This window comes from Chitinophaga qingshengii, from assembly GCF_014529935.1.
Classification (GTDB): Bacteria; Bacteroidota; Bacteroidia; order Chitinophagales; family Chitinophagaceae; genus Chitinophaga; species Chitinophaga qingshengii.
Window position 1 is genome coordinate 147075 of the sequence record NZ_JACVFC010000006.1, and the last position, 12465, is coordinate 159539.

Below are 12465 nucleotides of genomic sequence, written 5' to 3' on the forward strand. Positions count from 1 at the left end.
TTACTGATTATCTTTTTTCATATTCCTGAACGGCATACCCATTTCTTTCAGCAGCTCGTAAGCTTCTTCGTTGGTTTTAGCCGTAGTAACGAAAGTGATATCCATACCGGACATTTTGGTTACTTTATCGATATCGATTTCAGGGAAGATGATTTGTTCGGTGATACCCATGGTGTAGTTACCGCGACCGTCGAAGGCTTTTTCGTTGATACCTTTGAAGTCACGAACACGAGGCAGGGAAACAGAAACCAGGCGGTCCAGGAAGTCAAACATGTTGGTGCTGCGCAGTGTAACGCGGGCGCCGATAGGCATGTTTTTTCTCAGTTTAAAGTTAGAGATATCCTTTTTGGACAGGGTAGCCACAGCTTTCTGGCCGGAGATACGGCTCATTTCGTCCACTGCGATATCCACCAGTTTTTTATCGCCTACAGCGCCGTTGATACCCTGGTTCAGGCAAATTTTCACCAGACGGGGTACCTGCATTACGCTTTTGTAGTTGAATTTCTTCATCAGTGCAGGAGCTACTTCATCGAAGTATTTTTTCTGCAGTCTTGGAGTATATTTAGTGTTTGCCATTATTTAATTACCTCCCCTGATTTTTTAGCGATACGAATTAATTTACCGTTTTCCCGCTGTCTGTTCACACGGGTAGGTTTACCAGCTTTGGCATCCCACAGCATCACGTTGGAGATTGCAATCGGAGCTTCCTGTTTTACGATACCACCTTTGGTGTTCTGGGCAGTCGGCTTCGTATGCTTGGTAATAATGTTAACGCCTTCTACAAGAACGCGGCCTTGTTCTGGCTGAACTTCCAGCACTTTGCGTGCTTTGGTCCTGTCCTTGTCGTCGCCGGCAATCACCGCAACCAGGTCGCCCTTCTTAATGTTGAATTTAGGCTTAAATCTAGTTTTCATCACTTTGATTTATTTATAAACGCCAAGCGAAACAATTGTTTCGCTTGATTAATGTTTTGTCTCGTTTTGCAAACGGGCTGCAAAGATAAGAAATATTTTCAGATTTTGGGATTTACGAATTTTTTGATTTAATCACCAAACTCGTAAATCCCAAAATCGCTATATTTCAAAATTCAGAAATATCAAAATTTCAAAATTTATAATACCTCAGGAGCGAGGGAGATAATTTTCATATATCCCTTGTCTCTCAGTTCACGGGCAACCGGACCGAAAATACGGGTACCGCGTGGTTCGTCTGAGTTATTGAGCAGTACAACCGCGTTATCGTCGAAACGGATATAGGAACCGTCTTTACGGCGTAATTTATTTTTGGTTCTTACGATTACCGCTTTAGTAACCATACCTTTTTTAGCGGCACCGCCGCCAGGAATTGCGTCCTTTACAGTTACCACGATTTTATCGCCTACTTTAGCGTAGTCCTGACCGGAGTTGCCGAGTACGCGGATGCAAAGTACTTCTTTGGCACCGGAGTTATCAGCTACGCTCAGTCTTGATTCTTGTTGTATCATCGTAATGAGTTTTTAATCAGCGGCTGAAGCCGGGGAAGCCGGCAGCAGCTTGAAAACTTTGATAAATTATTTTACTTTTTCGATAACTTCTACCAGTCTCCAGCATTTGTTTTTGCTCAGAGGGCGGATTTCCATGATTTTCACGGTATCGCCGATGCTGCACTCGTTTTTCTCGTCGTGCGCCATGAATTTGGTAGTTTTTTTAACGAATTTACCATAGATCGGGTGTTTTACTTTACGTTCCACCTTCACAGTAATGGTTTTATCCATTTTGTTACTGGCTACTACACCAATCCTGGATTTTCTTAATTTTCTTTCTTCGGTCATTGTTGAATTATTTAAACCTCGGTAAGGAGGTAAATTTTGTTATACGAATGCTTAGAAGCCCAGTTGTTTTTTACGCAGTTCGGTTTGCATACGGGCGATATCGCGTCTCACAGAGCGGATGCTCATGGGATTTTCGATGGGCGTAATTGCATGACCGAATTTCATTTTCTTCAGGCGCAGCTCTTCCGCAGAGATTTTCTCCTGGAGATCCTGAATGCTCAGGCCGTTCAGATCCAGCTTTTCTTTTGCCATTTGTATTTTATTTGGTCCGTTTACGGCCGGGGCAGTAAACGGGATATATTAGTGATTGATTGTAATTAAGCAACGTAGTCGCGGCTGGTTACAAATTTTACTTTAATGGGCAGTTTTTGTGCTGCGAGTTCCATTGCTTCTTTCGCTACCTGTAAGGGAACGCCGTCTGCTTCAAATAAAATTCTGCCTGGTTTTACTACTGCTGCCCAATGGTCAGGAGCACCTTTACCTTTACCCATCCTCACTTCCAGTGGTTTGGCGGTGATTGGTTTATCCGGGAAAATGCGGATCCAAACGTTACCTTCACGTTTCATGTGTCTGGTGAGTGCAACACGGGCAGCTTCGATCTGCCGGTCGGTGATCCACTTAGGTTCTAATGCTTTAAGACCGAATGTACCAAAGGACAGGGTAGCGCCTCTTTTAGCGTTCCCTTTGATGCGGCCTTTGTGCATCTTCCTATGTTTCACTCTTTTTGGCTGTAACATCGTCTATATTGTTAATGTTAATAGTAATTGTTAATGATTGGTGCAGGGATTATCTGCGGCCACCGCCACGGTTTTCACCGCCTCTTCTGTCGCCACCACGATGATCTCTTCTTTCGCCGTGTTCTCTTCTTTCGCCACCGTGTTCACGTCCACCGCCGCGGTTATCGCCTTCTTTACCGGTCAGTACGTTCGGATTCAGGTCACGTTTGCCCAGTACTTCACCTTTACAGATCCATACTTTGATACCGATTTTACCGTATACGGTTAAAGCGAACAGGGAAGCGTAGTCGATGTCCATGCGATAAGTATGCAGGGGCACACGACCTTGTTTCACTTCTTCAGCGCGGGCGATTTCAGCACCACCCAGACGGCCGCTAACTTTAATTTTGATACCTTCTGCGCCCATTCTCAGTGCAGTAGCGATCGCCATTTTGATAGCACGTTTGTAGTTGATACGGCTTTCAATTTGTTTAGCGATAGTTTCAGCAACGATGTTGGCATCCATTTCAGGACGGCGGATTTCGAGAATATTGATCTGTACGTCTTCTTTACCAGTCAGTTTTTTCAGCTCTTCCTTGATGCGATCAACTTCGTTACCACCTTTACCTATGATGATACCAGGTTTGGAGGTATGTACAGTGACGATCAGCTTACCTAAAGTTCTTTCAATCACAACTCTGGAGATACCGCCTTTATTGATACGGGCGTTCAGATAAGTTCTGATCTTGTTATCTTCGATCAGTTTGGTAGCAAAATCTTTTTTGCTGCCATACCAATTAGAGTCCCATCCTCTGATGATACCTAACCTGTTACCAATAGGATTTGTTTTCTGACCCATGTTCTGGTTATTTGTCTATTAGTTTAATAGTTTTAATTTCTATCTCTTTGGTATGAAACGCTTATTGTGCATTTTTACCATCTACCACAATCGTAACGTGGTTACTTCTCTTGCGGATACGGTAACCTCTGCCTTGCGGAGCCGGGCGCATTCTTTTCAGGGTGCGGCCGCCGTCAACGAAGATAGTTTTAACGATCAGGTTGGCATCTTCTACCCGGGCACCTTCATTCTTCACTTTCCAGTTTGCGATAGCGGATACCAGCAGTTTTTCCAACGGAACGCTGGGGTGCTTTGGATGGAATTTCAAAATATTCAAAGCTTTCTCCACATCCAGACCACGGATTAAGTCTGCGAGCAAACGCATTTTGCGGGTGGATGTCGGATTATTATTCAGCTTAGCTACTGCTTCCATTGTTATTAATTTCTTTTATTATTTAATGTCTGATGTCTGGTGTTTGAGATGGTTTGAAGTATCTCAAACCACAAACGGCAGACTATAATTTACATTTTCTTGTTAGCGTGTCCTCTGAAGTTACGTGTAGGAGCAAATTCGCCGAGTTTGTGGCCTACCATAAATTCCGTTACATAAACCGGAATGAATTTGTTGCCATTGTGAACAGCGAAAGTGTGACCAACGAAATCAGGCGTAATAGTAGAACGGCGGCTCCAGGTTTTGATAACTGTGCGCTTGGTGCCAGCGTTCATTTTTTCAACTTTAGTTTCTAATTTCTGGTCTACGTAAGGACCTTTTCTTATGGAACGAGCCATGTCTTCTTATTTATGATTTTTCAAATTTGGGTCCCGGGTTAGCAGGACCCGAATTCCGAAATATTATAATTTTTTACCGTTTTTCCTGCTGATGATCAGTTTATCAGAGCTCTTATGCGGTTTTCTGGTTTTCAGACCTTTCGCATATTTGCCTGTTCTGGATCTCGGATGGCCGCCGGAAGATTTACCTTCACCACCACCCATCGGGTGATCGACAGGGTTCATTGCCACACCGCGGTTGCGGGGACGGATACCTCTCCAACGGTTGGCACCTGCTTTACCGATAGATTGCAGGGCGTGGTCGGAGTTGGAAACAGTACCTACAGTTGCCATACAGGTGTTCAGCACTTTACGCAGTTCACCGGAAGGCATTTTCAGTACAGCGTACTTTTCTTCCTTGTTCGACAGCTGGGCATAGGCACCGGCGCTTCTTGCGATAGCACCGCCTTTACCAGGCTGCAGTTCGATATTGTGTACCACGGTACCCAGCGGCATATTTTTCAGCGGCAGGGCGTTACCTACTTCAGGAGCAGCATTTGGACCGCTAACAACGGTACCGCCTACCTGGAGGCCTTGTGGTGCGATGATATAACGTTTTTCACCGTCTGCATAGCTTAACAGGGCGATGAAAGCACTACGGTTTGGATCGTATTCGATAGATTTAACAGTAGCTGGGATATCAATTTTTTCGCGTTTGAAGTCTACTACACGGTATGCTTTCTTGTGACCGCCACCGATGTAGCGCATAGACATCCTACCCTGAGCGTTTCTACCGCCGCTTCTTTTAGCGGGCTCGAGCAGGCTTTTTTCGGGGGTATCCGTGGTCAGCTCAGCGTAAGCGTTGCCTATTTTCCAGCGGGTACCGGCCGTCATTGGTTTGAACTTTTTCAGTGCCATTACTTCCTAAAAAGTTAAATGTTATTGATAATTATAAATCGATGATCTGTATATACATCCACGATCCGGCTGTTCAGGCCGGAAAGGCACTACATGTTAGCATACAGATCTATAGTTTCACCAGATGCGAGGGTGATGATCGCCTTTTTGAAAGACGGTTTTTTCCCTGCGATGAAGCCAGCTTTAGTAAAGCGGAATTTAGCTTTACCCGGCATTACGGCAGTATTCACGTCCTGTACAGTTACACCGTAGAACTCTTCCACTGCTTTTTTGATCTCCAGTTTGTTGGCTTTTTTGTCAACAATGAAGTAGTAGCGGTTGAATTTTTCGGTGGCTTTATTCACCTTTTCGGTTACTACCGGTTTGATTAAAACGTCTGAAAGTTTCATCTTCTTTATAGCTTATAGCTTTTAAGCTGTGAGCTTTGTAGCTTTGTTATTGAATTGGTTTACAACACCTTACGCTTCAGCCGGCTCTTCAGTGAAGATTTTGGCAGCGCTTTCTGTGAACACGAGGTAGTTGCTGTTCATGATATCATAGGTATTGATATCGCTCAGCATTGCTCCGTCAACAGTAGGGATGTTTCTTAAAGACAGATAAACGCTATCGTTGTATTCCGGCGTGATGAACATAGTCTTCTTACCGTCTACATTGATGTTCAGGTTCTTTAAGATACCAACGAATTGTTTGGTTTTAGGAGCCTGCAGCGCCAGATCTTCAACGATGATGATGCTGTTTTCTTTAGCTTTTACTGACAGGGCGGAGATCTTAGCGAGATCTTTCACTTTTCTGTTCAGTTTGATGCCCCAACCATGAGGTTTAGGTCCAAAGATGGTACCACCGCCTTTATAGAGAGGGTTACGGATGTTACCTTTACGGGCGCCACCGGTACCTTTTTGTTTGTGCAGTTTACGGGAAGCACCTTTTACTTCAGCTCTGGTTTTCACCTTGTGGGTACCCTGACGCTGAGCGGCGAGGTACTGTTTAACAGCCAGGTAGATCACGTGGTTGTTAGGTTCAACACCAAAGATCTCCTCAGGAAGTTCGATGGATCTTCCGGTTTTCTTACCTTCTATATTTAAAATATCGAGTTGCATGTTACTTCTGGATTAAAACGATTGAACCATTGTGGCCGGGAACGGAACCACTTACCAGGATATAATTCTTTTCAGGGAATATTTTCAGGATTTTCAGACCTTTCACTTTCACTCTTTCGTTACCTGTCTGGCCGGCCATACGCATGCCCTTGAAAACGCGGGAAGGATAGGAGGAACCACCTACAGAACCAGGAGCTCTGCTTCTGTCGTGCTGACCGTGGGTAGCTTCACCCACACCGCTAAAACCGTGGCGTTTAACAACACCCTGGAAACCTTTACCTTTGGAAGTGCCTACTACGTCAATAGATTCACCTTCAGCGAAGATTTCGCAGGTGATAGTTTCACCGAGGGCTTTCTGTACGTCCGGGTTGCGGAATTCTTTAACAAAACGTTTGGGAGAGGTGCTTGCTTTCGCGAAGTGATTGAGCTCAGCTTTTGTAGTGTGTTTTTCTTTCTTCTCACCGAAAGAAACCTGAATTGCGTTGTAACCATCTGATTCCAGGCTTTTTACCTGTGTTACAACGTTGGGACCTGCTTCGATAATGGTGCAAGCAGTTTGCTTACCATTGGACTCGAAGATACTGGTCATACCAATCTTTTTACCAATAATACCTTTCATTTTATATATGATTTTACCCAGCGCCTGGGGGATTTCCAGCTATCCCCAGGATGGGCGGTTAAATACATTTATTGGGCGGCCGCCCAGAAGGCGCGACCTATGTGTTATGTGTTAAAATTGTTATTGATTGAAAATCAACCAATAACCATAAATCAGTAAAAGGCGGGCCTTTTGCCCAGCCTTGCTGTTGTCCTTATGCTTTAATTTCAACTTCTACCCCAGAAGGTAAATCCAGCTTACTTAATGCATCTACAGTCCTGGAAGAGGAGGTATAGATGTCCAGTAAACGTTTGTGAGTACACAACTGGAACTGCTCGCGCGCTTTCTTATTTACGTGCGGAGAACGCAGTACCGTAAAAATTTTCTTCTCTGTAGGTAAAGGTATTGGACCTGTTACCACGGCGCCCGTGTTACGCACGGTTTTAACGATCTTCTCAGCAGACTTGTCTACCAGGTTATGATCGTAGGACTTCAGCTTGATTCTTATTCTCTGAGACATATGCAATGAACTTCTTCGTGTTTTTTCCCTTTACAATTTGGGAGGGCAAAGGTAACCCGGTTTTTTTGAATTGGCAAATAAATCTCAGGAAAAAAATAAAAAGATACCCGGCAGAAGTTTGCCATGGTCACGGGAAAACAGATGGTGGGGTGCGGATATTATGCAGTTAAGCCTCCGAAAACATTCATTTTGTGCGTCTTAAGTCTTACGCTTAGTTGACATGCTCATTTTGACAAATATAGGAAAACAAAAATCAAAACAAAAAATTTTTGCAGCCGGCCGGAAAAATGGGGGAACATGCAGCCGGCCGTTGGCTTTGGGGTGGGAAAACAGGGACCGCAAGAGGCCGTCAGGAGGCATCCACGCAAGCGCCTGCATTACCCTCTCTCCTATCCCCCAAACGGCAACCGCTCCATTCTGTGCCAAAGGCAACAAAATGAAGCGGTTCCTGAATTAGTTAAAGCAGATACAGTGCATCTGGTTGCCTCTTACAGAGGCAGACCACCACCGATACCGCCTAATAAAGATCTTACTAATCCTAAGATCAGTGTGAGCAATTGGTTCAGCAAATCCATAGTTTTAGGTTTTCATTGTTTATGCCTACTCTATTGACTGGTTTTCGGCAATCCCAGGAGTAATGTTAACATCCGGTGCCGAATTTAAATGCTCTCTGCTAAATAACATGAGCTCATTTTATTCATTTTCAGCACGTTCAGTCATTTTGTTCATTCCTTTATCATAGCGACATATCGGCGTTTAACCGATACAGATATTTGCGGATATGCTTACCAGTGACCAGTCCATCCCAGCCTTTCCCGCCTAACATGGAGAACAGATTATTGATTGAATTTTGTAAGCAATGGATGATATCAGCAAGACTATTATCCATAAGATGGAACTATACCGGTGAAGCCTATCCTTTGATGGGGTTTCGGTCATCCCCGGCACTAATCATTACAAATAAAAAACTCCGGGAACCAGTCCCGGAGCTAAATGCGTTGTAAGGGAAAAAAGTGCACTACAGGATAGAACAGTTCCCTCACGGGAGAAGCCTATTACAGGCCACCCAGCAGAGATTTCAGCAAGGAAACGATGGTTGCCAGCAGTTGATTCAGTAAGTTCATAAGAATGGTATTACGACAGTTAAGCCTACTCTGTTTATGGTTTTCGGCGATCCCAATTGGTTTCATACAAGCAACCAACAGATTAAAAGTAAGCGCTATTCAGTTAATAACGTATATTCATTTTGTTCATTTTAATTAAACCACTTCCATCTTGTTCATCCCGCTGAACACGCCTGTTACGAAATCTGCTGTTGCCCATCACTGCCTGGTGAATCGTATATACAAACTCACAAAAAAAAGGAATCCTAATTACCATTAGTGAAGTTCACCCGTAAAAAAAAAAAGGCCATGATTAATATCACGACCTCTTTTTTATTACAAAAATCTTTCTACAGTGATGGAGAACATAATATTCCCCTTATCTGTAAAAGGTTACAGGGCGCCTGCCACTGTAGTCAGGAACTTCAGGATAGCAGCGAGAATAGTGTTTAACATAAAATGATAAATTAGATAATAATGCTTACTCTATTATGGGTTTTCGGCAATTCCCAGGGCCAAAGTCTTTGACCGCTTCTGCAAAATAGCAGCTTCGAATTAGAAAATAGCTGTTCAGTTCATTTATTCAAAATGCTTTCATGCATTTTGTTCAACTTGTCTTCCAGATAAAAAGCCATGACCTAAGTCATGGCTCTGCGGATAACAAACACAGCATGCTCTTTAGCCAGATGCCGTCCAGTGCAGACATCAGCAACGCAAAAATGCATTTGGAAAAGTAGGAATACACGATGACCATAGGAAAAGAGTTTAATCTCAGCTACGCTTTTACATGGTTTTCGGTTTCTCATTGATAATGCGATCTGGGGGGTGGCAAACAAGCGGGTTTTCAAGAGCAATATGAAGGGAGACTAACCGCGATGGCAGTGTCTACGATCATCATCATCATCATCACGATGACGGCAACCACAAAAATACTTCAGGAGCAGCGCGATAAATTGTTCGAGAGTCATAACAAACGATTTACTTAAATGCTTACTCTTTTTTTGGTTTTCAGCAATCCCAATGATCAGCACCAGCCGATCACATTACAAATGTAAATGCTTCCTTTCTATTCAAATATGACCGGAATCACCGGCAACTTTATCAATAAGGATTCCTAATAAAAAAAGTCCCGGCAGTCATATTGACAACCGGGACCTTTTTATTTACTTGCCAGTAGCTTATTTTCCGCTTCTTTCTTCTCTATAGATCGCTTTTGCTTTAGCAGAAGGCAGATAGATCTGGAAGCCTACGCCCAGGCTGAGGCGGTTAGCCGTAGTGGAATTACCGCCACCTACTGTCAGATCGTATTTGAGTAACCCTTCCAGGCCCACATTCGGTGTAATAAAGTAGGAAATACCAGGTCCGATGCCCACGTTAAAACCATTGGTAGAAGCACCGCTGGCAGGATTTTGTCCGGCAAACCCGGCATTTGCTTCAGCAAAGAAGCGCACTCTCTTGGAGAACTCCAGTTTCCGGACATTTTTATCTTCCACAAAATAACGGGCGAAAGCACCTACCCCATAATTCGTATTCGAAGCCCTGGTGTCCGTTGTTTTATTTTTGGTGGTATTGGCGCCAAACTCAACATAGCCGCCAATAGCCAAACCATCTTTAATAAACCAACCGATTTTAGGGGAAAGATTAAAGCTGAAAGCAGTGCTTTCTTTTTGAAAAGTCACACTCATATTGGTAAGATTGGCACCCACCATAATGTTTCCCTTCTGGATTTGTGCGTTAACAGTTGATCCCATCAATAGGCCCACAGCAAAAAGGGTTAAGAGACGAATTTTTTTCATAGTGTGCATTTTAGTTTTAACGTTTAACATGCTGAATGAATAAATATGCCGATCGTGCAAAACGACAAATCGTTGTTTGAGGTTTGCATCCATAGCAGATTGCTACTGAATAATGAACTGTAAAAAATATAGCGGCAGGGGGATAATGGGTAGCTTAACAAAACTTCACAAACAATCACAGACACATGCTCGGATCAAATCTGAACTTGAAACAAAAGTACTGAAAATGAATCATATAAGTATTCCTTTTGTTAAAAAAAAGATAATTTTCGTCGTTTTCGTATCCTCTTAAGGGTTATAACAAAAACAAAGCGCATGTTGTTGCATAAAAATCTTTTCCCACCTGTGTTTTTTTTTCCATGTTTGGGGTCGATGATTTCGGGAGGGACGATCGTTCGGAAACCTGACAGGACGGGAAGTTTACTGCAACAGGGTATCGTTATGGCCAGTACCCGGCCAACCGTTCAGTAGCAGAAATATAAAAAATTACAGCATGTCGATATGTGCGCAGAAGCGGCCCTGTTGATGCAGGAAGCGCAGAAAACCATCCATTTTCCGCTCCATTTTAGCACCGGAAACGCGGCTGATATAGGAAGGCAATGCATAGTTACGGATATCCACCAGTTCCCAGGGATGGAAGTAGAAAGACAGGTAATGGTCTTTCCGGAGGATGGTTTTACTGAAGTGGCGGGTTACCCATAGCGGGGTATTTTTCACACTCAGCCAGAAAACGGGATAACGGATCAGGGGAGACACTGATGCCGGGATGATCCACATGTTATTGTCGCGGAACATGGTACGGGGCAGGTGGCGGTTATTATAGCGACCAGGCAGCCAGGTGGGGTTCAGGGAGGCGTCGTAGAGGTATCCGGCATCTTTGAGCGCTTTCATGTTCACCTTCCGGAGGCGGGGCATGCGGAAGCCGCGTACCTGTTGACCGCTGATTTCCTGCAGGGCCAACCGGGACCCTTCCAGGTCGGCATCCGAGAAGGAGCTATGATAGTAGGCGTGAGAAGCTATTTCGTGTTTAGCGGCTACCTGGCGGATCAGCTCCGGATAATGCTGGGCCCAGTAGGCGGTCACAAAAAAGGTAGCGCGTACATTATACTGGTCGAACAGGTCGAGGGTAGTTTGCAGGCCCTTCCTGGATATTTCCAGTTTTTCCTGCAGGGGTACCTGTCTTCCAAATTCTTCGGGGATATCAAATTCTTCTACGTCTACACTGATCAATATCCTGTTCTCCTGGTTCATATTAGTTAGCGGCATTAGCACTGGTAATAATCCGGCAATAGTTTTTGAGTTCCTTCAGCAGCAGCTTGATCTTGAATGCGCTGAAACTGATACCGGGGCGGCAATATACGTCTACTGCGCCGATTTTGAGGCGGGGATTTTTACCGGCTTTATAGAGGAATTCGCTATCGTAGAGAAAACCGTCGATATTGGTATTGAGGAGTACAGACCTGCCATGGGCGTTGAAGCCTTTCAGGCCAGCCTGGGCGTCGTTGACTTTGAGGCGGAGTACGACTTTATTCAGCAGGCGGCTGATGCGGGTAATGATCCGTCTTTTGCGGGGCAGTTCCCGGAGGTAGGCCGTTCCTCTTTCGCCGGCCACCACATCGATGCCCAATTGAAGCTGGTCGTATGCTTTTTTCACTGCTTCCACTCCGAATGGGAAGTCGAGGTCGGTATATACCTGGAAAGCGTGGCGGGAGCTTTTCACTCCTTCGCGGACCGCGTGACCTTTACCGCGGTTTTGTGTATAATTTACGATAATAATGCCGGGAATAGCAGCTTCCAGCCAGGATATGTGCTGGTTGGTGAAATTGCGGAGTGACCCGTCATTGACGAGGATGAGTTGTACCGGTACATCTCCCATGAGGTTCAGTACTTCATGATAGTGCCTGATCAGCGATTCTACCCAAGGGCCCGACGGGTTCCAGCAGGGCAGAATCACATCCAGGCCAGGAGCCAGAACAACCTGTTCTCCTGTTTCATATCTAACAGTTGCAGGTGGTGCTTGTGTTAATTCTAAGTACATATTGGTTCAGTCGGCTATCAGTAAAAAAAAATACAGGCTCAGTTAGATTGCATTTCACCTAAATGACGGGAAAAGGTTGGTCACCCCCTATTATTCCGATAAGAAATCAAAAAAATAAAAAGGTCCTGAGAATCAGGACCCTGGCATTGGCAAAAAGTATTTCAGTTGCAGGTTATATATGTATCGAATGTATCAAAAAAGTATCATGTGGCAATAGCATGTTCATGTAAGCGAAAAAGGTTGTCCCGCTTTCGCAGAACAAC

Annotated in this window: 17 protein-coding genes; all 17 read right to left on the minus strand. The window is 44.4% G+C overall.

Going from position 1 to position 12465, the window contains the following annotated elements; translation table 11 throughout:
* The 17 genes from rplE to ICL07_RS30105 all read right to left on the minus strand — a co-directional run bounded on the left by rplE (window position 1) and on the right by ICL07_RS30105 (window position 12202).
* On the minus strand, window positions 1-576 hold the full coding sequence (rplE, locus tag ICL07_RS30025) for a 50S ribosomal protein L5 (protein ID WP_188091758.1): 576 nt from the start codon (window positions 574-576) through the stop codon (window positions 1-3).
* Window positions 576-914: a 50S ribosomal protein L24 gene (gene rplX, locus ICL07_RS30030; protein WP_188091759.1), complete on the minus strand. Its 339-nt coding sequence runs from the start codon at window positions 912-914 to the stop codon at window positions 576-578. Before rplX ends, rplE begins: the two co-directional genes overlap by 1 nt.
* A gap of 197 nt (window positions 915-1111) precedes the next feature.
* Window positions 1112-1483: a 50S ribosomal protein L14 gene (gene rplN / locus ICL07_RS30035; RefSeq protein ID WP_188091760.1), complete on the minus strand. Its 372-nt coding sequence runs from the start codon at window positions 1481-1483 to the stop codon at window positions 1112-1114.
* Between the two features lie 66 nt (window positions 1484-1549).
* Window positions 1550-1810, minus strand: a complete 261-nt coding sequence (gene rpsQ / locus ICL07_RS30040) for a 30S ribosomal protein S17 (RefSeq protein WP_188091761.1) — start codon at window positions 1808-1810, stop codon at window positions 1550-1552.
* 51 nt (window positions 1811-1861) lie between these two features.
* The gene (gene rpmC / locus ICL07_RS30045; RefSeq protein ID WP_078666982.1) at window positions 1862-2062 is read right to left on the minus strand and encodes a 50S ribosomal protein L29; all 201 of its coding nucleotides are present in this window, start codon (window positions 2060-2062) and stop codon (window positions 1862-1864) included.
* A 65-nt stretch (window positions 2063-2127) separates the two neighbouring features.
* Window positions 2128-2547: a 50S ribosomal protein L16 gene (gene rplP / locus ICL07_RS30050; protein ID WP_078666981.1), complete on the minus strand. Its 420-nt coding sequence runs from the start codon at window positions 2545-2547 to the stop codon at window positions 2128-2130.
* A gap of 49 nt (window positions 2548-2596) precedes the next feature.
* Entirely contained in the window at window positions 2597-3385 is a 789-nt protein-coding gene (gene rpsC, locus ICL07_RS30055; protein ID WP_169228455.1) for a 30S ribosomal protein S3, read from the minus strand.
* Window positions 3386-3446: 61 nt separating this feature from the next.
* Window positions 3447-3797 (minus strand): 50S ribosomal protein L22, encoded by a 351-nt coding sequence (rplV, locus tag ICL07_RS30060; RefSeq protein WP_078666979.1) that lies wholly within the window; start codon window positions 3795-3797, stop codon window positions 3447-3449.
* 89 nt (window positions 3798-3886) lie between these two features.
* Window positions 3887-4153, minus strand: a complete 267-nt coding sequence (gene rpsS / locus ICL07_RS30065) for a 30S ribosomal protein S19 (protein ID WP_078666978.1) — start codon at window positions 4151-4153, stop codon at window positions 3887-3889.
* A 63-nt stretch (window positions 4154-4216) separates the two neighbouring features.
* Entirely contained in the window at window positions 4217-5050 is an 834-nt protein-coding gene (gene rplB / locus ICL07_RS30070) for a 50S ribosomal protein L2 (protein ID WP_188091762.1), read from the minus strand.
* Between the two features lie 89 nt (window positions 5051-5139).
* Window positions 5140-5439 (minus strand): 50S ribosomal protein L23, encoded by a 300-nt coding sequence (gene rplW, locus ICL07_RS30075; protein ID WP_169228452.1) that lies wholly within the window; start codon window positions 5437-5439, stop codon window positions 5140-5142.
* 69 nt (window positions 5440-5508) lie between these two features.
* Complete coding sequence (gene rplD, locus ICL07_RS30080) at window positions 5509-6147, minus strand: 50S ribosomal protein L4 (protein WP_168871748.1); 639 nt, start codon at window positions 6145-6147, stop codon at window positions 5509-5511.
* A 1-nt stretch (window position 6148) separates the two neighbouring features.
* Window positions 6149-6766 carry a 50S ribosomal protein L3 gene (rplC, locus tag ICL07_RS30085; protein WP_188091763.1) on the minus strand — a complete coding sequence of 206 codons (618 nt, stop codon included), beginning with the start codon at window positions 6764-6766 and terminating at the stop codon, window positions 6149-6151.
* A 193-nt stretch (window positions 6767-6959) separates the two neighbouring features.
* A complete protein-coding gene (gene rpsJ, locus ICL07_RS30090; protein WP_012789286.1) occupies window positions 6960-7265 on the minus strand; it encodes a 30S ribosomal protein S10 in 306 nt (101 codons plus the stop codon).
* A gap of 2281 nt (window positions 7266-9546) precedes the next feature.
* A complete protein-coding gene (locus ICL07_RS30095; protein WP_188091764.1) occupies window positions 9547-10164 on the minus strand; it encodes an outer membrane beta-barrel protein in 618 nt (205 codons plus the stop codon).
* A gap of 486 nt (window positions 10165-10650) precedes the next feature.
* The gene (locus tag ICL07_RS30100) at window positions 10651-11430 is read right to left on the minus strand and encodes a polysaccharide deacetylase family protein (RefSeq protein WP_223152146.1); all 780 of its coding nucleotides are present in this window, start codon (window positions 11428-11430) and stop codon (window positions 10651-10653) included.
* Window positions 11417-12202, minus strand: coding sequence for a glycosyltransferase (locus ICL07_RS30105; protein ID WP_188091765.1), 786 nt, complete (start codon window positions 12200-12202; stop codon window positions 11417-11419). The genes ICL07_RS30100 and ICL07_RS30105 overlap by 14 nt, the downstream gene beginning before the upstream one ends.
* Window positions 12203-12465: the final 263 nt, after the last annotated feature.

What these genes read in the sequence shown, in the direction of transcription:
- rplW (WP_169228452.1), bottom strand. Translation starts at nt 5,439, where the DNA reads ATGAAACTTTCAGACGTTTTAATCAAACCGGTAGTAACCGAAAAGGTG.
- rpmC (WP_078666982.1), bottom strand. Translation starts at nt 2,062, where the DNA reads ATGGCAAAAGAAAAGCTGGATCTGAACGGCCTGAGCATTCAGGATCTC.
- ICL07_RS30105 (WP_188091765.1), bottom strand. Translation starts at nt 12,202, where the DNA reads ATGTACTTAGAATTAACACAAGCACCACCTGCAACTGTTAGATATGAA.
- rplD (WP_168871748.1), bottom strand. Translation starts at nt 6,147, where the DNA reads ATGCAACTCGATATTTTAAATATAGAAGGTAAGAAAACCGGAAGATCC.
- rplX (WP_188091759.1), bottom strand. Translation starts at nt 914, where the DNA reads ATGAAAACTAGATTTAAGCCTAAATTCAACATTAAGAAGGGCGACCTG.
- rplP (WP_078666981.1), bottom strand. Translation starts at nt 2,547, where the DNA reads ATGTTACAGCCAAAAAGAGTGAAACATAGGAAGATGCACAAAGGCCGC.
- rplB (WP_188091762.1), bottom strand. Translation starts at nt 5,050, where the DNA reads ATGGCACTGAAAAAGTTCAAACCAATGACGGCCGGTACCCGCTGGAAA.
- rplE (WP_188091758.1), bottom strand. Translation starts at nt 576, where the DNA reads ATGGCAAACACTAAATATACTCCAAGACTGCAGAAAAAATACTTCGAT.
- rpsJ (WP_012789286.1), bottom strand. Translation starts at nt 7,265, where the DNA reads ATGTCTCAGAGAATAAGAATCAAGCTGAAGTCCTACGATCATAACCTG.
- rpsC (WP_169228455.1), bottom strand. Translation starts at nt 3,385, where the DNA reads ATGGGTCAGAAAACAAATCCTATTGGTAACAGGTTAGGTATCATCAGA.
- rplC (WP_188091763.1), bottom strand. Translation starts at nt 6,766, where the DNA reads ATGAAAGGTATTATTGGTAAAAAGATTGGTATGACCAGTATCTTCGAG.
- rplV (WP_078666979.1), bottom strand. Translation starts at nt 3,797, where the DNA reads ATGGAAGCAGTAGCTAAGCTGAATAATAATCCGACATCCACCCGCAAA.
- rplN (WP_188091760.1), bottom strand. Translation starts at nt 1,483, where the DNA reads ATGATACAACAAGAATCAAGACTGAGCGTAGCTGATAACTCCGGTGCC.
- rpsQ (WP_188091761.1), bottom strand. Translation starts at nt 1,810, where the DNA reads ATGACCGAAGAAAGAAAATTAAGAAAATCCAGGATTGGTGTAGTAGCC.
- rpsS (WP_078666978.1), bottom strand. Translation starts at nt 4,153, where the DNA reads ATGGCTCGTTCCATAAGAAAAGGTCCTTACGTAGACCAGAAATTAGAA.
- ICL07_RS30095 (WP_188091764.1), bottom strand. Translation starts at nt 10,164, where the DNA reads ATGAAAAAAATTCGTCTCTTAACCCTTTTTGCTGTGGGCCTATTGATG.
- ICL07_RS30100 (WP_223152146.1), bottom strand. Translation starts at nt 11,430, where the DNA reads ATGCCGCTAACTAATATGAACCAGGAGAACAGGATATTGATCAGTGTA.